The organism is Mycobacterium sp. B14F4 (assembly GCF_039871645.1).
In the GTDB taxonomy this organism is placed as follows: domain Bacteria; phylum Actinomycetota; class Actinomycetes; order Mycobacteriales; family Mycobacteriaceae; genus Mycobacterium.
On the sequence record NZ_JBDPMF010000005.1, the window covers coordinates 81,944 to 105,139 of the forward strand.

22 protein-coding genes and 1 pseudogene are annotated in these 23,196 nt (G+C 69.8%); 13 read left to right on the top strand and 10 right to left on the bottom strand.

Translation table 11 applies throughout. From position 1 onward, the window contains the following. Window positions 1-3: 3 nt before the first annotated feature. Window positions 4-1,209, top strand: a complete 1,206-nt coding sequence (locus ABGB19_RS15360) for a cupin domain-containing protein (RefSeq protein WP_347686836.1) — start codon at window positions 4-6, stop codon at window positions 1,207-1,209. After that, window positions 1,206-2,099: a sucrase ferredoxin gene (locus ABGB19_RS15365; protein ID WP_347686837.1), complete on the top strand. Its 894-nt coding sequence runs from the start codon at window positions 1,206-1,208 to the stop codon at window positions 2,097-2,099. Before ABGB19_RS15360 ends, ABGB19_RS15365 begins: the two co-directional genes overlap by 4 nt. Before the next feature lie 3 nt (window positions 2,100-2,102). Here ABGB19_RS15365 and ABGB19_RS15370 read toward each other — a convergent pair whose 3' ends face one another. Further along, window positions 2,103-2,750 (bottom strand): dihydrofolate reductase family protein, encoded by a 648-nt coding sequence (locus ABGB19_RS15370; protein WP_347686838.1) that lies wholly within the window; start codon window positions 2,748-2,750, stop codon window positions 2,103-2,105. An 84-nt stretch (window positions 2,751-2,834) separates the two neighbouring features. On the opposite strand from ABGB19_RS15370, the gene ABGB19_RS15375 reads away from it, so the two are divergent. After that, complete coding sequence (locus tag ABGB19_RS15375; RefSeq protein WP_347686839.1) at window positions 2,835-3,308, top strand: DUF664 domain-containing protein; 474 nt, start codon at window positions 2,835-2,837, stop codon at window positions 3,306-3,308. 4 nt (window positions 3,309-3,312) lie between these two features. Here ABGB19_RS15375 and ABGB19_RS15380 read toward each other — a convergent pair whose 3' ends face one another. Next, window positions 3,313-4,170, bottom strand: a complete 858-nt coding sequence (locus tag ABGB19_RS15380; RefSeq protein WP_347686840.1) for an acyl-CoA thioesterase domain-containing protein — start codon at window positions 4,168-4,170, stop codon at window positions 3,313-3,315. Between the two features lie 102 nt (window positions 4,171-4,272). Here ABGB19_RS15380 and ABGB19_RS15385 point away from each other — a divergent pair. Next, a pseudogene (locus tag ABGB19_RS15385) lies at window positions 4,273-5,461 on the top strand (metallophosphoesterase). Window positions 5,462-5,470: 9 nt separating this feature from the next. Here ABGB19_RS15385 and ABGB19_RS15390 read toward each other — a convergent pair. The 3 genes from ABGB19_RS15390 to ABGB19_RS15400 all read right to left on the bottom strand — a co-directional run bounded on the left by ABGB19_RS15390 (window position 5,471) and on the right by ABGB19_RS15400 (window position 8,354). Further along, a complete protein-coding gene (locus tag ABGB19_RS15390) occupies window positions 5,471-6,310 on the bottom strand; it encodes an SDR family oxidoreductase (protein ID WP_347686841.1) in 840 nt (279 codons plus the stop codon). Between the two features lie 80 nt (window positions 6,311-6,390). Continuing rightward, window positions 6,391-6,663, bottom strand: coding sequence for a DUF732 domain-containing protein (locus tag ABGB19_RS15395; RefSeq protein ID WP_347686842.1), 273 nt, complete (start codon window positions 6,661-6,663; stop codon window positions 6,391-6,393). A 113-nt stretch (window positions 6,664-6,776) separates the two neighbouring features. Then, a complete protein-coding gene (locus ABGB19_RS15400; RefSeq protein WP_347686843.1) occupies window positions 6,777-8,354 on the bottom strand; it encodes an FMN-binding glutamate synthase family protein in 1,578 nt (525 codons plus the stop codon). Between the two features lie 112 nt (window positions 8,355-8,466). Between ABGB19_RS15400 and ABGB19_RS15405 the strand changes: the two genes are divergently transcribed. After that, the gene (locus ABGB19_RS15405; RefSeq protein ID WP_347686844.1) at window positions 8,467-9,213 is read left to right on the top strand and encodes an SDR family oxidoreductase; all 747 of its coding nucleotides are present in this window, start codon (window positions 8,467-8,469) and stop codon (window positions 9,211-9,213) included. A 1-nt stretch (window position 9,214) separates the two neighbouring features. Here ABGB19_RS15405 and ABGB19_RS15410 read toward each other — a convergent pair whose 3' ends face one another. Next, complete coding sequence (locus tag ABGB19_RS15410) at window positions 9,215-9,733, bottom strand: MarR family winged helix-turn-helix transcriptional regulator (RefSeq protein WP_347686845.1); 519 nt, start codon at window positions 9,731-9,733, stop codon at window positions 9,215-9,217. A gap of 137 nt (window positions 9,734-9,870) precedes the next feature. Between ABGB19_RS15410 and ABGB19_RS15415 the strand changes: the two genes are divergently transcribed. Further along, on the top strand, window positions 9,871-11,622 hold the full coding sequence (locus ABGB19_RS15415) for an MOSC and FAD-binding oxidoreductase domain-containing protein (protein ID WP_347686846.1): 1,752 nt from the start codon (window positions 9,871-9,873) through the stop codon (window positions 11,620-11,622). 94 nt (window positions 11,623-11,716) lie between these two features. Here ABGB19_RS15415 and ABGB19_RS15420 read toward each other — a convergent pair whose 3' ends face one another. Next, the gene (locus tag ABGB19_RS15420; protein WP_347686847.1) at window positions 11,717-12,547 is read right to left on the bottom strand and encodes an LLM class F420-dependent oxidoreductase; all 831 of its coding nucleotides are present in this window, start codon (window positions 12,545-12,547) and stop codon (window positions 11,717-11,719) included. A gap of 108 nt (window positions 12,548-12,655) precedes the next feature. On the opposite strand from ABGB19_RS15420, the gene ABGB19_RS15425 reads away from it, so the two are divergent. Beyond that, a complete protein-coding gene (locus ABGB19_RS15425; RefSeq protein ID WP_347686848.1) occupies window positions 12,656-14,125 on the top strand; it encodes an amidase in 1,470 nt (489 codons plus the stop codon). A gap of 9 nt (window positions 14,126-14,134) precedes the next feature. On the opposite strand, the gene ABGB19_RS15430 is transcribed toward ABGB19_RS15425, so the two are convergent. Then, window positions 14,135-14,755, bottom strand: coding sequence for a TenA family protein (locus tag ABGB19_RS15430; RefSeq protein WP_347686849.1), 621 nt, complete (start codon window positions 14,753-14,755; stop codon window positions 14,135-14,137). 189 nt (window positions 14,756-14,944) lie between these two features. Between ABGB19_RS15430 and ABGB19_RS15435 the strand changes: the two genes are divergently transcribed. Then, window positions 14,945-15,412, top strand: a complete 468-nt coding sequence (locus ABGB19_RS15435) for a hypothetical protein (RefSeq protein ID WP_347686850.1) — start codon at window positions 14,945-14,947, stop codon at window positions 15,410-15,412. A gap of 3 nt (window positions 15,413-15,415) precedes the next feature. Here the strand turns inward: ABGB19_RS15435 and ABGB19_RS15440 are convergent, their stop codons facing one another. Continuing rightward, a complete protein-coding gene (locus ABGB19_RS15440; protein WP_347687200.1) occupies window positions 15,416-16,561 on the bottom strand; it encodes a sigma-70 family RNA polymerase sigma factor in 1,146 nt (381 codons plus the stop codon). An 8-nt stretch (window positions 16,562-16,569) separates the two neighbouring features. Continuing rightward, window positions 16,570-16,977 carry a YciI family protein gene (locus ABGB19_RS15445; protein WP_347686851.1) on the bottom strand — a complete coding sequence of 136 codons (408 nt, stop codon included), beginning with the start codon at window positions 16,975-16,977 and terminating at the stop codon, window positions 16,570-16,572. 120 nt (window positions 16,978-17,097) lie between these two features. Here ABGB19_RS15445 and ABGB19_RS15450 point away from each other — a divergent pair, with 120 nt between their 5' ends. From ABGB19_RS15450 to ABGB19_RS15470, 5 genes are all read left to right on the top strand, one after another. Continuing rightward, window positions 17,098-17,871 carry an enoyl-CoA hydratase/isomerase family protein gene (locus tag ABGB19_RS15450; protein WP_347686852.1) on the top strand — a complete coding sequence of 258 codons (774 nt, stop codon included), beginning with the start codon at window positions 17,098-17,100 and terminating at the stop codon, window positions 17,869-17,871. 291 nt (window positions 17,872-18,162) lie between these two features. Next, window positions 18,163-18,876, top strand: a complete 714-nt coding sequence (locus ABGB19_RS15455; protein WP_347686853.1) for a VIT family protein — start codon at window positions 18,163-18,165, stop codon at window positions 18,874-18,876. 82 nt (window positions 18,877-18,958) lie between these two features. Further along, the gene (locus tag ABGB19_RS15460; protein WP_347687201.1) at window positions 18,959-21,133 is read left to right on the top strand and encodes a glycoside hydrolase family 3 C-terminal domain-containing protein; all 2,175 of its coding nucleotides are present in this window, start codon (window positions 18,959-18,961) and stop codon (window positions 21,131-21,133) included. A gap of 77 nt (window positions 21,134-21,210) precedes the next feature. Beyond that, window positions 21,211-21,648 carry an EthD domain-containing protein gene (locus ABGB19_RS15465; RefSeq protein ID WP_347686854.1) on the top strand — a complete coding sequence of 146 codons (438 nt, stop codon included), beginning with the start codon at window positions 21,211-21,213 and terminating at the stop codon, window positions 21,646-21,648. A gap of 3 nt (window positions 21,649-21,651) precedes the next feature. Beyond that, complete coding sequence (locus ABGB19_RS15470; protein WP_347686855.1) at window positions 21,652-22,902, top strand: oxygenase MpaB family protein; 1,251 nt, start codon at window positions 21,652-21,654, stop codon at window positions 22,900-22,902. The last annotated feature ends 294 nt before the right edge of the window (window positions 22,903-23,196 follow it).

Below are 23,196 nucleotides of genomic sequence, written 5' to 3' on the forward strand. Positions count from 1 at the left end.
TCGATGCTGAGCCGCTGTATCGCGACCGACGCTCGGACGTTCGCCGACGAGTACTGGGGTCGCAAGCCGTTGCTCAGCCGGGCCGACGCGCTACCCCGCGACTTCGGCGATCTGCTCTGCCCCGACACGGTGGACGAGTTGATCGCCGAGCGCGGGGTGCGCGCGCCCTTCCTGCGGCTGGCCAAGGAGGGCGGCGTCCTGGCCAAGGACTGCTACCTCGGGCCGGCCGGGTTCGGCGCGGAAATACCCGACCAGGTCGACTCCGCCAAGCTGCTCGATCAATTCGCCTCGGGTGCAACGATCGTGCTGCAGGGGCTGCACCGGCTGTGGCCGCCGCTCATCGATTTCGTTCGGCAGGCGGTCGACGAGTTGGGCCACCCCGTGCAGGCCAACGCCTACATCACCCCGCCGGTCAACCGCGGCTTCGATCCGCACTACGACGTCCACGACGTTTTCATCCTGCAGGCGTCCGGTCAGAAGCGCTGGATCGTGCACGAGCCCGTCCACGAGCACCCGCTGCCGTCGCAGCCGTGGACGCAGCATCGCGACGCTATCGCCCAACGCGTCACCGACCCGCCGATCATCGACACGGTGCTGTCGGCGGGCGACGCCCTGTATCTGCCCCGCGGCTGGGTGCACTCCGCAGGGGCCATGGACTCCACGTCGATCCACCTCACGATCGGGGTGTCCCCCGTGACGCCCGTCGACGTGGCCCGCGCCGTGGTCGAGCAACTGGCCGACGTGGCCGCGTTCCGGCGGTCGCTGCCGATGGGCCCCGATCCGAGCGACCACGATGAGACCATCGCGACGGTGACCAAGGTGATGGCCGAGATGGTGGAGTCGCTGCGCGATGAGTCGGCGGCGCTGAGCGGCGGCGCCGCCGACCAACTGACCCGACGCCACGCCGACCGGACCCGGCCGGCGGCGGTGCGGCCGTTGGCATCGCTGTCGGCGGATGCCGCCGCCACACCGGTGCAGTGGCGCCACGGCCTGGTGGCGACCGTCGAACAACGCGACGGGCGGCTCGTGCTTCGCCTGCCCGACCGCACCATGACGTTCCCGTCCTCATGCGGCGACGCCGTTGTCGCGCTGCGCCGCGGTCTGGTGGCCGACGCGGCGTTCCTGCCTGGTCTCGACCACGCCGACGCCACGGTACTGATCCGCAGGCTGCTGCGGGAGGCGGTCGTCGTCCCCGCCCCCGCCGAATGACGACGCCGAAGCGGGTGCCGTGCAGCGACCAGTCGCTGGCCCGGGACGACCCGATGTACGGGACCGCGTCGGCGGGCTCGAAATGGATGCTGATCGAACTGTCCGGCGGCTGGGGTCCGTCGGCGTTTCTGCAGTCACCGAACTGCATCGACCCCGAACTCGGGCGGGCCATCGTGCGCAGGGTGGAAAAGGAGGGCATGCGCATCGCGGCGATCCGCCGCCACGGTCGCCGCGGCGACACCACTCGGTGGCGGTGGTTCGTGGCGCACTGCGACGTCGGCGCCGAGGCGTTGTACGCCGGAGAGGCCGGCGATCCGCGCGACTTCCTGAACCTCGCCCTCGACGGCAGCGACGGCAAGCCGTGCGCCGATCCGCTGGTGGCGGTGTGCGCACACGGCAAGCACGATCAATGCTGCGCGGTGCGGGGCCGCGGCGCGTGCCGTGCCATCGCCGACGAGTATCCCGACTTCACCTGGGAGTGTTCGCATCTGGGCGGCGACCGGTTCGCCGCGACGATGCTGATCCTTCCGGAGGGCCTGTGCTACGGACGGGTGGACTCGGCGGACTCCGTCGATCTGGTGCGCCGGTACCTCGACGGACGGCTGGACAACAGGTTCCTGCGCGGGCGCACGTCGCTGCCGCACCCGGTGCAGGCCGCTCAGTACTTCGCACGCGAGAAGTACGGGGACGACCGCATCGACGCCCTGCACCCGCTGGCCGTCGAACGCGGCGAGCACCAGGTCCGCGTCGTGCTCGACGGTGGCCCGGTGCCGATCGAGGTGATCCTGCACGAGCGGATGTCCGAGCCGCTGCTGTCGCAGTGCCGTGCGAAGGTGGCCGGCCAGGTCCGCGTGTTCACGCTGGGCGCGCTGAGCGTGCTGACGGCCTGACGGTCAGCAGCGCCAGAACAGGTGGTGGGTCACGCCGCTGGGGCTGGGCACCACGTCGTGGTGGTAGCGGTCGTCGAGCTCCTCGGGCGACTCCCACAGGCGCGACCCGCTACCCAGCTCCACCTGTGGCGAGACCGCAACATGCAGCGTGTCGACGAGGTCCGCGTCGAGGTACTCGCGGACGGTCGTCGCTCCGCCGCCGAGCCTGACGTCCTTACCCTGCGCGGCCTCGCGGGCGCGGGCGAGCACGGTGGCCGGGTCGGCGTCAATGAAGTGGAAGGTGGTGTCCGACAGCGTGAACGAGGGGCGCTCGTGATGCGTCATGACGAAGACCGGGGTGTGGAACGGTGGCTCGTCGCCCCACCATCCCTGCCACTCGTGATCGCGCCAGGGCCCACGTTGCGGGCCGAACTTGTTGCGGCCCATGATCTCGGCGCCGATGTTGTGGGCGAAGTCACGGGTGAAGTAGTCGTCGAGCCCGCGGCTGCCGCCCGGATCGGTACGGTTGGGCCAGCTTGCCGTCGCTCCCGCCCACGCGAACATGTCGCCGGGGTCGGCGTGCCCGAACGGACGCTCGAAGCTCTGGTTCTCGCCCGCGCCGAACCCGTCGCGTGAGACGTTGAAGTTCTGCACCCGCAGCAGTTGGACCATGTGTTCCTCCAGAGTCGACGACGTTCAATCATCAGACCCGTGCGACGCGCGGAACTCATCGGCACGGCCTAGGCTGAGGAGCCGATGCCGCAGCGACGCCGTGACTCTCCACCGCCGCAGACGGGGTTGAGCGAGAAGGAGGTTCTGCTCGGCTTCCTCGACTACCTGCGCGAGTGCGTCATCGAGAAGGTGCAGGGTGTACCGGAACCCCTGGTGCGCACGCCGGGCGTGGGGTCGGGCACTAACCTGGTGGGACTCGTCAAGCACCTCACCCATGTCGAGCGGTACACGTTTCTCGGCGAGAAGGTCGCCGACTGGCCCGCCACCTTCCAGGCCGGGCCGGACGAGACCGTCGAGTCGCTGGTGGCCGACTACCGGGATGTCGTCGCCCGCGCGAACGCGGTCATCGGGGCGTGCGACGACCTCACCTCACCCGCCCCGCGACCGGGCCGACGGCTCGACCGGACGCTAGTCCACGGTTCGCTCGCGAGCGCTACACCAGGGTCGCTGATCGGCCCGCGATCACGACCCCCACGTACGCTTCGCGAAGCAACGTGATGCATCAGCCGGCGCCCCGGCCGAAGTACAGCTCCTGGGTCGCGATGCAGACCAACTGGCCGGCGCGGTTGTAGATCGTCGAGGTCGTCAACCCGCGCCCGGCGATCCCACTCGGCGAAACCTGGTCGGACAGCACCCAATCCGACAAGTCGATCGGCCGGTGAAACCACAGCGCGTGGTCGATGAGCGCGTTGAACGTGCTGACCGGGGTGGCCCGCCGCATGGCGAGCGCGGTCTCGACCATCGTGGTGCCGGACAGGTATGTCACGAGGCAGCTGTGCAGGACGTCGTCGGCGGGCACCGGCTCCCTCGGTTTCCACCACATCCGCAGCCGGGGCGACGGTTCGGGCAGGTCGAGCGCGAGCCTCGGCGGCGCGTCGACGTAGCGCTGGTCGAACGGTTGCCGCCGGACCCAGTGCCCGTTCAGTTCGTCCGCGTAGGCGGCCAGCTGCTCGTGAACCGGCGGGAGCGACTCCGGGTCCGGCACGCCGGGCATGGCCTGCTGATAGTCGAGCGACTCGACGGGCGCGCTGAAGGACGCGAGCGCTTCGAGCAGGATCTGGTCGTCCTGACGCGCCGTGATCTGACGCGTCGACAGCGTGCCGCCGTCACGCGCCACGTCGACGTGCAGATCCACCGGGCGACGGGCGTCGCCTGCCCGCACGTAGTAGACGTGCACGCTATGCGGTGAGCGGCCCGGCGCGGTGAGGCTGGCCGCCATCAGCGCCTGGCCGGCGATGTGCCCGCCGACGATGTGGTGCGCCGGATTGTCGAGCTGGGTGGCGACGAAGTGGTGCTCGTCGACCCGGTCGACTTTCAGTGTCGCGATGACGTCGGCCAGGGTCGGCGATCGGTAGCTCACCCGGGCATCATGCCGTAGCCGCCTGCCCGCGCTGAGAGGCGAAGGCGGTCGGCCCGTCGGTACCGTCGACGGTGGACACCGCAGGCACGAGATCGAGGTGCGATGACAGACAACCCGGCCGACGTCGTCGAGTCCGTCGACCCGCCGCGGCGGGCCCGACGACGCTGGCGGCGCGTTGCCGTGGTGCTCGCGGTCCTACTGCTGCTGTTCGGTGTGCCGTGGTGGACGCTGCTGGCGGGGGCGGCCTGGCCCACGCCCGTCGTCGTGGTCGTCACGCTCCTGTTCGCGGCGGGACTCGTCGCGATGCCGGCCATGATGATGCTCGGCCACGGCCGCAGGCACCTCGACTGGGCGGCCGCGGCCGGGGACACGCTGCTCGGTGTGGCCTGGGTGGTGTTCGTCTGGTCGGTGTTCGGCCTCGTCGTCGAATTGGCGCTGCTGCTCGGCGGAGTCGCGGACCCCGCGCGGTCACGAGTGGTCGCGGAAGCGGTGGTTGCCGTGGCGGCGGCGCTGCTGGTCTGGGGTTACGCCGAGGCGATGCGGGTTCCGCGCGTCAAGACCGTCGACGTCACGCTCGAGCGGCTCGGTCAGGGTCTGGACGGGCTGCGCGTCGCGGTGATCGCCGACACGCATTACGGACCGCTCGATCGTGCGCGGTGGTCGGGCCGGCGTGGTGCGACGGGTCAACGACCTCGGCGCCGACGTGGTGTGCCATGTCGGCGACATCGCCGACGGGACCGTCGCCCACCGCGAGGACCAGGCCAGGCCGCTCGCCGCGGTGAAAGCCGCGTCGGCTCGGGTGTACGTCACCGGCAACCATGAGTACTTCAGCGAGGCCCAGGGCTGGCTCGACTACATGGAGCAGATCGGCTGGGCCGCGCTGCACAACCGACACGTCGTGGTCGAACGCGGTGGCGACCGGCTGGTCATCGCCGGCGTGGACGACGCGACCGCGGAAGTCTCCGGTCTGCGCGGGCACGGCGCCGACCTCGAATCGGCGCTCGCCGGCGCCGATTTGCGGCTGCCGGTGCTGCTGCTGGCACATCAACCCAAGCAGGTCGCACACGCCGCCCGTGCGGGCGTCGACCTGCAACTGTCAGGTCACACGCACGGCGGCCAGATCTGGCCGTTCAACCTCCTGGTCCGGCTCGAGCAACCGGTGGTGCACGGGCTGAGTCGCCACGGCGAACGCACGCAGCTCTACACCAGTCGAGGCACCGGTTTCTGGGGCCCGCCCTTTCGGGTGTTCGCGCCCAGCGAGATCACGCTGGTGACACTGCGTCGCGGGTGAGGCCGGCGCTCAACCCTTCTCGGCGGCCACCCTGGCCCGCTCCGCCATCGAGGCGACGACGCCGCCGTCGGCGAGGATGTCCGTTCCGGTGAGGTACCCGGCCTTGGGGCCGGCGCAGAACGCGAACAGTTCCGCCATCTCCTCGGGCGTTCCCCAGCGCGGGACCGCGGCGTCGGTCACCATGGCGCCGGCCCCCGCCTGCTCCTCGAGCCTGCCCATCTCGGTGTCGATCGACCCCGGCGACACCGACACGATGCGCAGCCCGCGCCCGTTGAACCGCTCGGCCTGCGACGAGCTGTACCACCGGACGAAGCTCTTGCTCACCGCGTACGCGATCCCGGACCGCACCTCCTCGGGGGCGATGGTGCAGGCGGCCAGCATGTCGCTCATGAAGGCGTCCTTGTCCTGCAACGCTTTTGGGAACTGCGCGGTGGGGATCATTTCGGCAGGCAGGATGTGGGCGGCCATCGAGGCGACGTTGACGATCGCGGCGCCCTGGCCCGCGGCCTGGAAGAAGGCCCCGTTGACGTTCACGGTGCCGAGCGCGTTGGTGCGCATGACGTACTCGGCGTCACCCATGCTCGGGCTGACGCCGGCGGTGTGGATCACCGATGCGATGGTCCCGAGTCGAGACGCGGTCTCGAAGAGCCGAGCGACCGCCCGAGGATCGGTGACGTCGCAGGAGACGGCTGTCGCGGCGACACCGAGGTCCTTCATCGCGGCGGCGGCGGCGTCGAGGCGGTCCTGCCGGACATCGCAGAGAACGACCGCATGGTCCTTGCCGACGACCTTGGCGGTGGCCACTCCCATGCCGCCCGCCCCACCGGTGATGACTGAAACCGAGTCCATGGCACGTGTATACGCCGCAGCGGGTCACCGCGTCCCGCTTACGAGACATTGCGTCTCGTAAATCACATCACAGGGCCGATTCAGCAGCCGAGTTCGACAGTGGCGGCGCTGACGATATCCATGGAAGCGCTCGGCGAGACCCCCAGATCCTGCTGCACCATCTCGGCGGCATACCGGGAGCCCACGCCTTGGTCGATGACGGCGCAGACCTTGTATCCCTCGCTGAGCAACTGCTCGGGACTGAGGAACCGGTACCGATCCTGCAGCAACCACAGATAGTCGGCGTCCTGCGCCCCGGCAGGCGCTGCGGTGCTCACCGCACAGACGGCCAACGCCGCCGCCGCGAGCCACATTGATCTGGTCCGTCGCCCATGCGACATGGTGACCTCCCCTTCGAGGCGATGACGCTGCGGCCGATCGTATGCGCGCGCCGCGCTATGCGCTGGCAAATGGCGCGGTTCGTCGGTCAGCCGACGGCGGTCGCGGATTGCGGCGCGGACTCGCCCTGCGGCTCGAGCACGGTCATCAAGCGGATGATCTCCTCGCGGTCGGCGGCCGACGGCAGGCCCATGTCCGGCGTGTAGCCGTAGACCTCGTGCAAGGGTGTGGCCTCCATCCGGCCGTCGAGGATGTCGACCGAATCGGTGCCGATCAGACCGGGATGCTCGACCCCGCACGCCTCGGCCACCTTGACCAGATCCCGGCGCAGCGCCTTGACGTAGTTGGCGACCCGGACCGCCTTGACGTCCGGCACCAGGCCACGGGCCAGCCACGCGTTCTGCGTGGCGACCCCGGTGGGGCAGGTGTCGGTGTGGCACTTCTGCGCCTGGATGCACCCGATCGCGAGCATCGCCTCCCGCGCGACGTAGACCATGTCGCAGCCGAGCGCGAAGCCGATCACCGCGTTGTCCGGCAACCCGAGCTTGCCGCCGCCGATGAACGCGACCTGCTCGTGCAGGCCCCGCGCGGCGAAGACCCGGTACACCTGGGCGAAGCCCAGCTGGAACGGCAACGACACGGTGTCGGTGAAGATCAGTGGCGCCGCGCCGGTACCCCCCTCGCCGCCGTCGATCGTCACGAAGTCGACGCCGCGCCCCGTCTCCCGCATGAGATCGGCGAGCTCACACCAGAAGTCCAGGTCGCCGACGGCCGACTTGATCCCCACCGGCAGACCGGTTTCGGTGGCCAGCAACTCGACCCAGTCGAGCAGGCTGTCGGTGTCGGAGAACTCGGCGTGCCGCGACGGGCTGACGCAGTCGCGCCCCTCCGGGATGCCCCGGGCCGCCGCGATCTCGGCCGACACCTTGGCCGCGGGCAGCAGGCCGCCGAGGCTGGGCTTGGCCCCCTGGCTGAGCTTGATCTCCAGCGCCCTGACCGGGGCGCCGGCCACCACCTCCTTGAGCTTCTCCAGATCGAAGCGGCCGTCGGCGTCGCGACAGCCGAAGTAGGCGGTGCCGATCTGGAAGATCAGCTCACCGCCGTGCCGGTGATAGCGCGATATCCCGCCTTCGCCGGCGTTGTGCAGGCAGCCCGCCTGCCGGGCGCCCCGGTTGAGGGCCTCGATGGCGTTGCCCGACAGCGACCCGAAGCTCATCGCGGAGATGTTGACCACCGACTCCGGCCGGAACGCCTCGCGCCGCGCTCTGGCGGCACCGATCACCTTGGCGCACGGCACATCCACCTCGTGCGCGGCCTTCGGCGTCGTCGGCGGCACCGCACGCGGGAACGTCCGGTGCTTGATCACCGGATAGCCGTGCGTGTGCTCCACGTCGTTGTCGGTCCCGAACCCGAAGTAGTTGTTCTCCTTCTTCGACGACGCGTACACCCATCGCCGCTGGTCGCGGGTGAACGGGCGCTCCTCGTCGTTGGCGGCGACGATGTACTGCCGCAGTTCCGGGCCGACGGATTCGATCAAATACCGGGCGTGCCCGAGAAGGGGGTAGTTGCGAAGAAGCGCGTGCTTGCGCTGGAAGAGGTCGCGTGCGACGACGGCGGCGGCGGTCGAGGCGGCAGCGGCGGCGATGCCACGAAGGGTCCGGCCCATGGCAGCAGTGTTTCCGGATGACCGCCGGGTGAAACGGAGCCGTCGGGAATAGGTGACATGTCACGCATGTTGCAGCGTGCGTCTACATGCGACCGAAAGAAGGAGACAGACGATGGGTCAGTTGGACGGCAAGTTGGCGTTGATCACCGGCGGCACCTCCGGCATCGGACTGGCCGCCGCGCAGCGGTTGGCCGCCGAAGGCGCCCACGTGGTCATCACCGGACGACGCCAGGATGCCCTCGACGGGGCGGTCGCCTCCATCGGGGCGTCAGCGACAGGCGTGCGCAGCGACGTGTCGCGACCGGAGGAACTCGACGCCGTGGTCGACGCGATCCGCGACCGCGGACGCGGGCTCGACGTGGTGTTCGCGAATGCCGGCGGGGGAAACTTCGCCGCGCTGGGCGAGATCACCGTCGAGAACTTCACCGACACCTTCACCACCAATGTCGGCGGCACGTTGTTCACCGTGCAGAAGGTCCTCCCGCTTCTCAACGCCGGCGCCTCGGTCATCCTCGCCGGGTCGACGTCGGCCCACAACGGGACGCCGGCGTTCAGCGTCTATGCGGCGACGAAGGCCGCCATCCGTTCGTTCGGGCGCACGTGGGCGGCCGAACTCGCCGACCGCGGAATCCGGGTCAACACCGTCGTGCCCGGGCCGGTCGAGACGCCCGGCCTCAAGGGCCTGGCCCCGGCGGGGGCCGAGCAGCAGTTGCTCGATGCCGAAGCCGCCAAGGTGCCGATGCGGCGCGTCGGACGTCCCGGCGAGATCGCCGCAGCCGTACTCTTCCTCGCCTCCGAGCAGAGCAGCTTCATGACCGGTTCGGAACTCTTCGTCGACGGCGGCGCCGAACAGGTGTGAGTCACTCGGCGGGGGCGGCGCTCGGACCGAAGTCGGGTCGCGGCAGGGTGCCCAGGCGCAGAATCGTCTCGTAGACCGCGGTCAGGATGTCGGCGAGCTGCTGCTCCTGAGCACGGTCGATGCCGGAGAAGAACAGTTGCTGGACCCAGGCGGCATGCTTGGGGGCGGCGCTGGCGAGCTCGCGCGCGCCGTGCTCGCTGAGCACCACATCCGTTCCGCGGCCGTCGCGGTCGGAGGGAATGCGTTCGACGAGGCCGCGCCGGCTCATCCGCTGCAGGTGATGGGAGAGCCGACTGCGTTCCCACCCGATCACCGTCGCCAGACTCGACAGTTGCGCACGGCGCCGCGGCGCATTCGACAGGGCGTTGATCACCGTGTAGTCGCTGAGCGACAGGCCGCAGTCCTGTTGGAGCTGACGGTTCATCTCGTACTCGAGACGGTGATAGACGCGCATGTAACTCAGCCATGCCACCTGCTGCGGCCGACTCAGACGCCCGGATCCCGACGACGTGCTATCCACGCTCTCAGTGTGACGTGTCGGTCCCGAATGGCCGCGATCCCCGGGCACGCAAGCCGGTTTCCCGTTGCAGCCGCTGCCAAAAGTGGGATGCTCAAACCGAATTCGCCGCCAGCCGCATCGACATATTCGGAGGACACGTGGCCAGGCTCATGTCTGTCAATGTGGGACTGCCGAAAGACGTTGCCTGGCAGGGTCGTACCGTGTTCACCGGAGCGTGGAAGGCCCCCGTCGACGGCCCGAGGATGGTCCGGCGGCTGAACGTGGACGGCGACGGGCAGGGCGATCTCGGCGGGCACGGCGGAGAACAACGGGCGGTGCTGGTCTACCAGCTCGACTCGTACCGGTACTGGGCGCGTGAATTCGGCCGTGACGATCTGCAGCCAGGCCACTTCGGAGAGAACTTCACGGTCGACGGTCTCGCCGATGACGAGGTGTGCATCGGCGACCGCTACCGGATCGGTGGGGCGGTGTTCGAGGTGACCCAGCCCCGCGTCACCTGCTACCGCGTGGGCCTGCGACTGGACGAACCCCGGATGGCGGCCCTGCTGGTGTCGCATCGTCGGCCCGGCTTCTATCTGCGGGTCATCGAGGAGGGGCTCGTCGAGGCGGGCCAGGTAATCACCAAGACCAGCGACGGTCCCGAACGCGTCACCGTCGCCGACATCGACGCGCTGCTCTACCTGCCGGGCCATCCGCGCGACGCGCTGCGGCGAGCACTGCGGATCGATGCCCTGAGCCCGGGGTGGAAGGTGTCTCTGACGAGCCTGGCCGACGACGACGGCACCGGCGGCAACGTCGGACTCACCGAGGCGGCGAAGGTGCCGCCGCCCGCATGGGCCGGGTTCCGGCGCCTCGCCGTCACCGAGGTGCACGACGAGAGCCGCAGCGTCGTCTCGCTGACCCTTGCGGATCCGGACGGTGCGGCCCTGCCCCGTTGGCTCGCGGGACAATCCGTCGCGCTGCGGTTGACGACCGCGCCGGACAAGCCGCCGTTGATTCGCACCTACTCGCTGTCCAACCGGCCCGGCGCCCCGTCCTACCGCATCGCGGTGAAGGTGGAGCCGCACGGACTGGGCAGCAGGCACATCCGCGAGCATGTGCGGGCCGGCCAGAAACTCGACGTCGCGGCCCCGCGTGGCACGTTCTTCCTCGGCAGCGGTGACGGTCCCGTCCTCCTGCTCTCGGCTGGGGTGGGCGTGACTCCGGTGCTCGCGATGCTGCACGACCTGGTCCGCGCACACTCCACCCGGGAGGTGTGGTGGGTGCACGGCGCCCGGGACGGTTCCGAACACCCCTTCGCGGCGGAAAGCCGCGCGCTGGTCGGCCGACTCGCACGGGGCCACTGGCACGTCCACTACAGCAGGCCGCGTGCCGAGGACCGCAAGGGCGTCGACTACACCGACGCGGGGCGCATCGGGCCCGACACCCTCGAGGCGCTCGACATCCCGCGCGCGGCAGAGGTGTACCTGTGCGGCCCCGACACCTTCATGCACCGGATGCGTGACGCGCTGACCGGCCGGGGCACCGACCCCGCCCTCGTTCACGTCGAGACGTTCGGCGCGGGCGCCGCACTGACGCCCGGGATCACCGCGACTCCGACACCACCGCACGCCCCCGAAGGTCCGCCCGGCGCGGGCCCCCAGGTGTCCTTCGCGCGCAGCGATCTGAGTGTCCCGTTCGGGTCGCGGTACGCGAGCTTGCTCGAACTCGCCGAGGCGTGTGACGTTCCCACCCGCTGGTCGTGCCGGACGGGGGTGTGCCACAACTGTGAGACGGCGCTGCTCGGCGGGGCGGTGCGCTACGACCCGGATCCCCTTGACCCACCCGCACCGGGCAATGTGCTGATCTGCTGTGCCCGCCCCGTCGAACCCACCGTGCTCGATCTCTGAGGACCGGCACGTCGAGCGGGGCGCATCCCGGCCGGCTGCGACGGCTTCCCGGTGAACGCGGACGGCATCGCGGTCACCCTGACCAGGGTCTAGGTCACCGTCGGTACTGCTCCACCCCGGCGGCGTACTCGTCGAGCAGTCGCAGCGATTCGTCGCGCGGCCGGGTGGGCAGCAGCAGCGCAACCTGATCGAACCCGAGGTCTTCGGCGGCGCGCCAGTAGTCCGGCTTGTTGGGCGTGCCGAACATCGCCAGCGGGACGTCGCGGCCACCGCCGTCGCGCATCTGGTCGATGCGTCGCGACAGTGGCTCCACGGGCAGCGGATTGGAGATCCAGCCCGCGCCGTGACGGATCACCCGCTTGACGGTGGCATCGGAGTCGCCGCCGATGAAGATCGGCGGATGGGGCTGCCGAACCGGTTTGGGCTTGCTGTACGACGGATCGAAGTCGACGTACGTGCCGTGGTACTCCGCGGGCTCGGTGGTCCACAGCGCCTTGATGGCCTCGATGCGTTCGTCGAGCAGTGCGCCCCGCGTCTTCGGGTCGGTGCCGTGATGGCGGAGTTCCTCGATGTTCCAGCCGGCACCGACCCCGAACACGAACCGGCCGCCGGAGATCACGTCGATGCTGGCCGCCTCCTTCGCCGTGACGATGGGATCGCGCTGGATGAGAAGCGCGATGCCGGTGAACAATTCGATGGTCTCGGTGACGGCGGCGGCGGCGGCCAGCGTGACGAACGGGTCCAGGGTGCGGTAGTAGACCGACGGCAGGTCGCCGCCCATGGGATACGGCGATTCGCGGCTCGCCGGGATGTGGGTGTGCTCGGCGACGACCAACGACGCGAAGCCTCGCTCCTCGACCGCGCGCGCCAGCGACACCGTGTCGATGCCGTCGTCGTTGACGAATGTGGAGATTCCGAATCTCATCAAGAGTCCCTGCCCATCCCTGTCTCCGGTGCTCCGTTCGGGCAACACCAGCCGGTGCGAGGTTAATCCCGCTGCACCGCCGCCCAACCCACGGCATACGGTCGGACGGTGAAGTTCGACGACTACCGCGCCCACGACGCGACCGGGTTGGCGAAGCTCGTCGCCGACAAGGAGGTGACGGCGGCCGAACTGCTGACCGTGGCGCAGGAGCGGGCCGCCGCGGTGAACCCGCGGATCAACGCGATCGTGCGCGACGTCCCCGCCTCGCCCACCACCGATCTCGGCGGTCCGTTCGCCGGTGTTCCGTTTCTCATCAAGGACCTCGCCCAGGACTACGCCGGGCTGCCGACGTCCCGCGGTTCACGGTCGTTCCTGTCGATGCGGGCCGCCGAGCACGCGACGGTGGTCCGGCGCTGGATCGACGCCGGTCTGGTCATCTTCGGCAAGACCAACACCCCGGAGTTCGGCGCGAAGGGGATCACCGAACCGGACGTGTGGGGACCGGCGCGCAACCCGTGGGACCTGAACCGGACGCCGGGCGGGTCGTCGGGCGGGTCGGCGGCCGCGGTCGCGGCGGGGATCGTGCCCTGCGCGGGCGCGAACGACGGCGGCGGGTCCATCCGCATCCCCGCGGCATGCTGCGGGCTGGTCGGCCTCAAGCCCGGCCGCGGGCTCACCCCGTCGGGGCCGGCGACCGGCGAGGCCATGCACGGCGCGGCCGTGCAGGGCGTGGTCTCCCGGACGGTGCGCGACACGGCCGCGATGCTCGACGTGATCAGCGGGGGCGAACCGTCCGGCCCGTTCGTGCCTGGCCTGCCGGCGTCGTCGTTCGCATCGTGTGTCGGCGCCGACCCGGGCAGGCTTCGAATCGGCGTGCGGGTGCCGTCGGCGATCACCCCGTCGCCGCACCCCGAGGCGTTCGCCGCCGTCGAGGCGACCGTGCGTACGCTGACCGACCTCGGCCACCACGTCGACGAGCTCACCGAGGCGCCGTTCGACGACGAAGCGCTGGCGCGCGACTTCCTGTTGACGTGGTTCGTCTACGCCGCCTGGGAAGTCGCCGAGGCGAAGCGACTGACGGGCGCGGGCGACAAGTCGTTCGAGCGCGACACGCTGATCATGGCGACGCTCGGCCGGACCACCAGCAGTGTCGACTACGTCGACGCCGTCGAGCGGCGCCACCAGCACACCCGCCGCCTCACCACGTTCTTCGAGTCCTACGACCTGCTGCTGACGCCGACGCTGGCGGCGCCGCCGCCGGCGATCGGCGAGTTCGACCTGCCCGTCGCTCTGCAGCGCGGTGCGGACGCCCTGCTCAAGACCAAAACCACCCGCGTCCTGCGCCACACCAAGATCGTCGACGACATGGTGGACAAGAACCTGGGCTGGGTCCCCTACACCCAACTGGCGAATCTGACTGGCCGCCCGGCCATTTCACTGCTGCTGCACTGGACCGACGACGGCCTGCCCCTGGGTGTCCAGTTCGTGGCGCCGCTGGCGGGCGAGTCGGTGCTCATCCGGCTGGCCGCCCAACTCGAGCGGGCGTTGCCCTGGGCGGATCGCGTCGCGCCGAGCTGAGATGCGGGCTCACCCCCGGCGAGTCCACGACGCCTCGAAGAAGGCGAGCTCGGCCTGCATCGCCCGCCGGTATGCCGTCCGTACCTGCGCGGTGTCGTCGGCCTGCTCGTCGAGCAGGCGCTCGAGCGTGGCGGCCGTCGCCTCGAACTCCGGATCGGCGTAGGTCTGCACCCACTGTGCGTAGGGGCCGGCTTGCCCGGCGTCCAGCGAGGTGCCCAGCCACGCGTACAGCCGCATGCACGGCGTCATGGCCGCGAAGATGACGCCGAGAGGCTGCGCACTCGCGGTCGCCAGCAGGAACTCGGTGTAGGCGAGCGTCGCGGGCAACGGTTCGACGCCGGCCATGTCGATGCCCCAAGAACCGGCGTAGGAGGCGTGCAGGCCCAGTTCCTGCCGTACCCCGGTGAGCAGGTCGGCCAGGCTCAACAGCGTCGGGGTGTCCGGGCTGCGCGCCAGCGCCAGCGCGTACGCACGGGCGAACGATTCGAGGAAGAACGCATCCTGGGCGACGTAGCCCGCGAAGAGCTCGCGCGGGAGCGAGCCGTCCCCGACTCCCCGCACGAACGGATGCGCCAGGACGTCGGCGGCGACCTCGGCGTTGTCCGACCACAGCCGCGCAGACAGCGTCACGGCTGACCTCCTGTCCGTCCGATTGTCGGTCCGACGTCGTTGCGTCATTTCTAACAGCGCGGCTCAAACCCGCCGTTTCTTGACTGTTATTCAGGTTTGTCTCAGTTGTCACATGGGTAACTCCAGTAACAGTGGTGGTAGTGGCCACCACGGCCGAACAGCAAAGAAAGAGCCGAATGGAACTCTGCTATGAACACAGTCCTCTACTTCAGCCCCAGTGGCGCCATCTATGAGACCCGGGCCTACACCAAGGCCGACATCGCCCAACTCGTCCACGATCAGGGGCTTCAGAGCCTGACCAGTGCGGACCGTCAGTTCGATTTCTGGTTCGCCCCGTCAACCCAGCGCTGCCAGCAGCGCGCCAACGCGGGCGCGACGGAAATGCTGATGGCGACAACGAATTTCTCGGCCAGAACGGTGCCGATCCTGCGTGGCTGCGTCGTCGTCGCCACCCATGACGCGGAGGGCGATCTCGACGGGCTGAGCTGGCAGCAGCTCGATCTCCTGGTGCGTCGCAGCCGCTCGGTGGGCAAGCGCGAGCAGCGGGTTCTCGCTCGCCGGATCGCGCGCGACGACCGCCGTCGGCTACGCGGCGCCGAGGCCGCCCGGGCCACCACCGTTGGTCCGCTCCGGCCGCGCACACCCGCGGTCCACTGACGTTCAGCCGCCCAGCCTCTGGCGCAGCGTCGCCGCCCGCAGCATCAGGTGGTTGCGCTCGGCGAGATTCTGTGCCCGCGCCGCGGCCTCTGCGTAAAGCGTTGCCGCCGTTGCGATATCACCGGACCTCTCCGTGAGGTAGGCCGCTGAGGCAGTGTAGCGCGGCAGCGCCGGGTCGAGTTCGGCGAGCGCGGTGAGCCCGGCCTGCGGTCCGTCGGCCTCGCCGACGGCGACGGCGCGGTTGAGCCGCACCACGGGACTGTCGGTGAGCCGGACGAGTTCGTCGTACCACTCGACGATCTGCACCCAGTCGGTCTCGGCGGCGCTCTGCGCATCGGCGTGCAGCGCCGCGATCGCGGCCTGCGCCTGATACTCGCCGAGCCGGTCGCGCGCGAGCGCGGCCTGAAGGATCGCCACCCCCTCGGCGATGAGGTCGGTGCGCCAGAGGCCGCGGTCCTGCTCGGCCAGCGGCACGAGGCTCCCGTCGGGACGGGTGCGCGCCGCGCGTCTGGCGTGATGGAGCAAGAACAGCGCGAGCAGCCCCGCGACCTCCGGGTCGTCGGTGCTCGCAGCGAGTTGCCGGGCCAACCGGATGGCCTCGGCGGCCAGGTCCACGTCGCCGCTGTAGCCCTCGTTGAACACCAGATACAGCACGCGCAGCACGGTGCGCAGGTCGCCAGGCCGGTCGAGCCGCGCCTCGCTGACGGTGCGCTTGGCGCGGCTGATGCGTTGCGCCATGGTCGATTCCGGCACCAGGTAGGCCTGCGCGATCTGGCGGGTGGTGAGACCGCCGACGGCCCGCAGCGTCAGCGCGACGGCCGACGAGGGGGTCAGGCTGGGATGCGCGCACAGGAAGTAGAGGTGCAGCGTGTCGTCGGCGGACTCGGTCGGCCCGGGCGGCGGCTCATCGGACACCTTGAGTTCCCGGTCGCGCCGAGCGGCGTCGGCGCGAATGAGGTCGACGAAGCGCCGCCACGCGGTCGTGATCAGCCACCCTCTCGGGTCGTCGGGGCGCTGGCGCGGCCACGCCTGCACGGCGCGAATCAGCGCCTCCTGGACGGCGTCCTCGGCGGTCGCGAAGTCGGCGCCGCGGTTGACGAGGGCCGCCAGAACGCCGGGAATCAGATCCCGCAGTTCCTCCTCGTCCACCGCCGTCCTCACTCGTGGAGGGTCCCGGCGGCGGTCATGAACGGGCGCACCTCGAGCCACTCGTGGATCGGTTTGCCGCCCGCACCGGGAGCGGCCGACAGTTCGCCGGCCAGTTCGACGGCGCGCTCGTAGGAATCGACATCGACGATCATGAAGCCGGCGATCAGGTCCTTGGTCTCCGCGAAGGGGCCGTCGGTCACCGGCGGCTTGCCCTCGCCGTCGTACCGAACCCAGGCGCCCTCCGCGGCGAGGGCCTGGCTGGCGACGAACTCGCCGCTGCCTTTGAGGCGGTCCGCGAAGTCCTCCATGTACTGGATGTGCGCCTCGATCTCGGCGGGCGTCCACCGATCCATCGGCACGTCGTTGACGGCCGCAGGCGCGCCCCGGTAGTGCTTGAGGAACAGGTACTTCGCCATGAGTTTCTCCCTTCAGGATCGCGACCCTAGTTGGTCGCTCACCCCTGGGACGGAGCCGTGACGGCTTTCTCGACATGAGCGGAGAAGTTTTCTTCGGCGCAGCGGCGCTAGGGTCCGGTCATGAGCCTCGTCACCTACGAGTTGGACGACCACGTCGCCACGATCACCCTCAACCGCCCGGAGGCGCGCAACGCCATCAACGGCGCCCTGCGACAGGACCTGAACGCCGCGTGGGACCGGTTCCGTGACGACGAGGACGCCTGGGTCGGCATCCTGACCGCGAACGGGGACGTCTTCTGCGCGGGCGGCGACCTCAAGGACGGCGAGGGCTCGGTGGGCACTTTCGGTGGCACGTTCTGGGAGAAGCCGACGATCAACTCGTTCGAGAGCGGGATGGAACTGTTCAAGCCGACGATCGCCGCCGTCCACGGCCCCTGCATCGGATACGGCTTGACCGGAGTTCTATTCTGCGACTTCGTCATTGCGAGTACGGAAGCCAGCTTCGCGTATCCGGAGGTCTCGCTCGGAGTGCCCACCATCGTCGGGGCGATTCGGCTCCCGGAGCGGGTGCGGTGGGCCGATGCCATGGAGTTGCTGTTGACGGGCAGGCCGATCACGGCCGAGCGCGCCAAGGAGATCGGACTGGTGTGGCGGTTGGTCGAGCCGGATCGACTGCAGTCCGAGGCGCGGTCGTGGGCGCGCACGCTCACCGAGGCCGCCCCGCTGGCCCAACGCGCGACCAAGGAGGTCGCCTGGCGCACCGCGAACATGGGGTGGATCGAGTCGGTCCGCTTCGGCGAGACGATGCGCAAGGTCGCCGCCGCGACCGAGGACGTCGTGGAGGGGATCCAGGCGTGGCGGGACAAGCGCACCCCGAAGTGGCGCGGCCGCTGATCGCCCGCCGGTGCACCGGTCGGCGATTACGGCTGCGGCCATGCGGGTATGGAGACCAGCGGCGCCGTTACGAATGCTTGTCGATCTGTCACGGCGCCCCGATCGCTTCGAGCAGGAAGGCACGCGATGACAACTCCCGAGCCCACGAACGAGACCGAGGAAGTGCTGAGCACTCCGGCCACCCCGGGCGCCGAGGCGCTCCCCACCGAGGCGGACGAGAAGGACGACACGTCGCAGGGGTCTTAGCGTTCTTCCCGGCGGGGTGGTCCGGATTCTCGCTACCGTGACGCTGTGACCACGCCTTCTCACCCTGCCGAACCGCATGTCGGCTCCGTTGCATCGAGACTGAATTGGCTGCGCGCCGGGGTGCTCGGCGCCAACGACGGCATCGTATCCACGGCAGGCATCGTCGTCGGCGTCGCCGCCGCGACAGCGGAGCGCGCGCCGATCCTCACGGCGGGCGTCGCCGGCCTGGCCGCGGGAGCGGTGTCGATGGCGCTGGGCGAGTACGTATCCGTCAGCACCCAACGCGACACCGAGAAGGCATTGCTCCGCAAGGAGCGCCGGGAACTGCGGGATGACCCGGCCGCCGAATTGGACGAACTCGCGGCGCTCTACGAGGGCAAAGGGCTCTCGGTGACCACCGCACGGACGGTGGCCGAGGAACTCACCGCGCACGACGCGTTCGCTGCGCACGCCGAAGTCGAACTGGGCATCAAGCCCCAGGAGCTGACGAACCCGTGGCAGGCGGCACTGTCGTCCGCGCTGGCCTTCACGACAGGAGCGCTGCTGCCGCTGATCGCCATCCTGGCGCCGCCGACCACATGGCGAGTTCCCGTCACCGTTGTCGCCGTGCTGGCGGCGTTGATGCTCACCGGCGCCGTTTCGGCGGGCCTCGGTGGCGCGCCCAAACAGCGCGCGGTGGTGCGCAATGTCGTCGGCGGCGGACTAGCTCTCGCGATCACCTATGGGATCGGTCATCTCGTCGGCGCGGCGATAGCGTGACGAGAACCTGACAGTGGTTGACCCGCAGGCCATCTCGGATCTCACGCTGGAGGAGAAGGCCGCGCTGGGTAGCGGGGCGGACATGTGGCGGACCAAGTCCGTCGGCCCCGTGGCGGGGGTCAGCCTGGTCGACGGGCCGCACGGGGTGCGCATGCCCGCCGCGGGCTCGGGCGGCAATCTCGACTTCTCGGCGACGGCGCCGGCCACCTGCTTTCCGCCCGCGGTCGCGCTGGCTCAGACATGGGATCCGGCACTCGCAGAGCGGGTCGGTGCGGCACTCGGCGAGGAGTGCCTCGCCCGCGGGGTGGACGTGCTGCTAGGTCCCGGGCTGAACATCAAGCGGGATCCGCGCTGCGGCAGGAACTTCGAGTACTTCTCGGAGGATCCGCTGTTGACCGGCGTGCTCGGCGCGGCCTGGGTGACCGGCCTGCAGAGCACCGGCGTCGGCGCCTGTCCGAAGCACTTCGCCGCGAACAACGCCGAAACCGACCGCATGCGAGTCAGTTCCGACGTCGACATGCGGACGTTGCGGGAAATCTATCTGCCTGCCTTCCGGCGCGTCGTCGAGCGGGCCAAGCCGTGGGCGGTGATGTGTGCCTACAACCGGATCAACGGCGCGCCCGCCGCTGAGAACCGGTGGCTGCTCACCGAGGTCCTTCGCGACGAGTGGGGTTTCGGCGGTGTCGTGGTCAGCGACTGGGGCGCGGTGAGTGACCGGGTCGCCGCGGTGGCGGCCGGCCTCGACCTGGAGATGCCCGGCAGTGGCGGCGCGAGCGACGCCGACGTGGTGGCCGCGGTGCAGTCGGGCTACCTGGCGGGGTCCGCCGTCGACCGTGCGGCGCAGCGTGTCGCACAGTTGAGCGCCCGGGCACCGGTCGAGAGTCACCGGGCGGAATTCGACGTCGAGGGCCATCACCGGCTGGCGCGCGAAGTCGCCGGTCGCGCCATCGTCCTGCTCAAGAACAACGGTGACCTGTTGCCGCTAGGCGGTGAAAGTCTGGCCGTGATCGGCGAATTCGCGCGGTCTCCGGTGATCCAGGGCGGCGGGAGTTCACATGTGAACCCCACGCGAGTCGACGAGCCGATCGACGAGATCCGCCGTTGCGCCGGTGACCGGGCGGTGAGCTTCGCTCGGGGCTTCACCTCGGACGGCTCCGATTCGGCGGCGCTCCGCGACGAGGCGCTTCGCCATGCGGCAACCGCGCAGACGGCCGTGGTGTTCCTAGGCCTGACGCCGGGCGAGGAGTCGGAGGGGTCGGACCGCGAGCACATCGAGCTTGCGGCTCATCAACTGGAGTTGCTGCGCGCCGTCGTCGAGGTGCAACCGCGTACCGTGGCGGTGTTGGCCCACGGCGGGGTCATCCGCTCGGGGCCGATCGCCGAACTGGTTCCGGCCGTGCTGGATACCGCCCTGCTGGGGCAGGCCGGCGGCGGCGCGATCGCAGACGTTCTGTTCGGCCGCGTCAATCCGTCGGGCCGACTGGCCGAGACCGTCCCGGTGAGGCTGTCCGACGCGCCCTCGTACCTGAACTTCCCAGGAGAAGCGGGACACACGCTGTACGGCGAACGGGTCTTCGTCGGATATCGCGGTTATGACGCTGTGCACCGCGACGTGGCGTTCCCGTTCGGTCATGGCCTGTCCTACACCGATTTTCGCTACGACGATCTGGGTGTCGAGACGGCAGCAGACGAGATCACCGTCCGCGTCTCCGTGACGAACGTCGGCGAGAGGCAGGGCCGCGAAGTCGTCCAGGTGTACGCCGGATTACCCGCCTCGATGGTGTCGCGTCCGCCGCGGTGGCTGGTGGCCTTCGGTGACGTGATGCTGCAGCCGGGTCAGACGGCGGCGTGCGAATTGGTCCTCGGCCGTGCGGAGCTCGCGTACTGGCACACCGGCACGAGCCGGTGGCTCGTCGAGAGCGGCGACTACGAGATGTCCGTGGGCGCGTCGAGCAGGGACCTCCGGTTGTGCGCGACGGTGACGGTCGTCGGCGATGAGGTCCGCACCCCGTTGACGCTCGAATCGACCTTCGCCGAGGTTCTCTCGGACCCCGTGGCCGGTCCGGCGGTGATGTCCGCCTTCGCCGAGATGGCCGGGGACGCCCCGGCGCGTGATGCCCTCGGCGTCGACCTGCTTCGGCTCTTGGCCCAGATTCCGATCGGTCGTGCGATCGCGTTGTCCGGAGGCAAGGTGAGCCGCGCCGACCTGCAGGCGCTCCTGGACTCCGCGGCGGATCCCGACGAGCAGGGCCGTTGAGCCACCGGTAGCCGAAAGCGTGCTTCTCCCTGTCTGCCGCGGTGCCGTCCCCGCCGGTCGGCGGTTAGCGTTGGTCTATGGGTGCGCGGCACGACGACGGCATGGTGAAGCAGGTCTGCTTTTTTCGGAAGCGCCCGGACATGACCGCCGACGAGTTCATGGACTACTACGAGCGTCAGCACTCGCAGTTGTCGAAGCGGTTGGGCCGGTCGTCGTCGATGCCGGGAGCGGTCCGCTACGTACGCCGCTATCTGGTGCCGGAGACGAACCCGGTCACCGGGCGGGTGATCGACCCGGGGTTCGACTGCATCATGGAGATCTGGTGGAACAACCGCGGGGACTTCGAGCGCTCACAGCGCATCATCGCCGACCCGCAGCGCCTTCCCGCCACCAAGGAGGACGAACTGAAACTGTTCGCCTCACATGACAACCCGATCTGCACCGTGGTCGAGTACGACTCGCCGATGGGGCCGAACGGCGAGGCGACCCGGGTCGAAGTGCGACACGGCGACTGACCGATGCCGGCATCCACTACTCATCCACCGAGCGCCTTCCGGTATCCGGACGTCAACAGTCGGCGGGCCCGGCTGCGGAGCCTGGTCAAGGGCGTAACGGGAGTCGACCTGTTTCCGTCCGAGGCCATCGCGCGAGCATTCATCGCCGGCCTCAACGAGGGCGATCCCGTCGCCGAGCGGTTCGTCGCGGAGACCTACCACGGTGACCTCGGCGCCCGGAAGGCGAGAGACCTCGTCGAGAGGGCCCAGCGCGGCGGCATCGACAGCGTTCCCGAGGCGCCCGACTCCATGCGCGAGCTTTTCGAGGAGTTCGAGCAGCTCCCGGACTGGGTCGACCCGCAACTGGTGGAGGAAGGCGCCGCCGTCTGGCGCCGCTGGGCCTATGCGCTCGGCGCGCTCGGCAACGCCGGGACCAACGACACCTACACCGAGGGCTGGCTCGCCGTGCCGCTGTCGCTGTCGGGCGGCTACGCCGGCCAACGGGCGCTGCACCGCTACCTCGAGACCTCGCGCTGGTGGATCGAGGTGTGCCGGCCCGGCGCGATCCTGACTCCAGGATCGTTGGGCCGCAACATCTCATTACATGTGCGCGTCATGCACGTAAGCGTGCGCGACCGGGTCAGGCAGCATCCGGAGTGGGACGCCGAACGCTGGGGCCTGCCGATCAGCCAGTCCGCGATGCTGCTGACCCTGCTCGGCGGTAGTGCCGCTCCGGCGTTCGGCCTGTTCCTGCTCGGCCATGTCACCTCGCCGCACGAGATGCGCGCAGTCCTGCATTTCAACCGGTACTGCGGTCACCTCGTCGGAGTGCGCTGCGACGGCTACTTCCCCGAGACCGCCGCCGACGCCTGGCGCATTCTGTTCATGGCCGACGCCGCACGCAGTTTCGACAGCGCCGACAGCGGGACCGAGCTCGTCGAATCCTTCGTCCCCGCCTTCGCACCTTCCCCGGCGCATCGCGGCGTCGAGCGCCTGCGCGCCGAATACCACTACCGCGTGCAGGCCGGCTACCTCGGGCTGTACATGCTGCCGTGGAACCGCCGTCGCTACCGACTGCCGTCCGCGCTGCCCGGAATCCTGTTGCTGATGGCCCGATTTCCGGTCATCCTCATGCTGGAACTCGCACGGCGCGTATCGGCGCGGGTGGACCGCCGATGGCAGCGGGCCAACCTCACGCGGTGGGAGCGCTGGCTGCAGTGGCAGTCGGCCGGTAAGGCGGCGACGTTCGAGGCCGCGGCACCGCTGCGTCGTTGAGGAGGCCATCGCGCGCGCCGGGTCCGCTGACTGTCGGCGGCGCGGCCGCGCATCTGGGTTGGGCCGGGAAGTGGATTCTCGTCGGCGCCGCAATCGCAGCCGGTGCGGGGCATCTTCACGACATCGGCAATGCCAGCGAGCCGGAGTTCGGTCCTGCGTTGACCGCGGACCCTTGCCTCGCGGAAAGTCAATGCTCCCCATCCGGGAAGGGCGATCTGACCCCGCGAGGATAGCGAAACCATCGGTGAGCCAACGACGATGGGCGCAAGTCTTCGGTGGCGCGCCCGTGCGTCG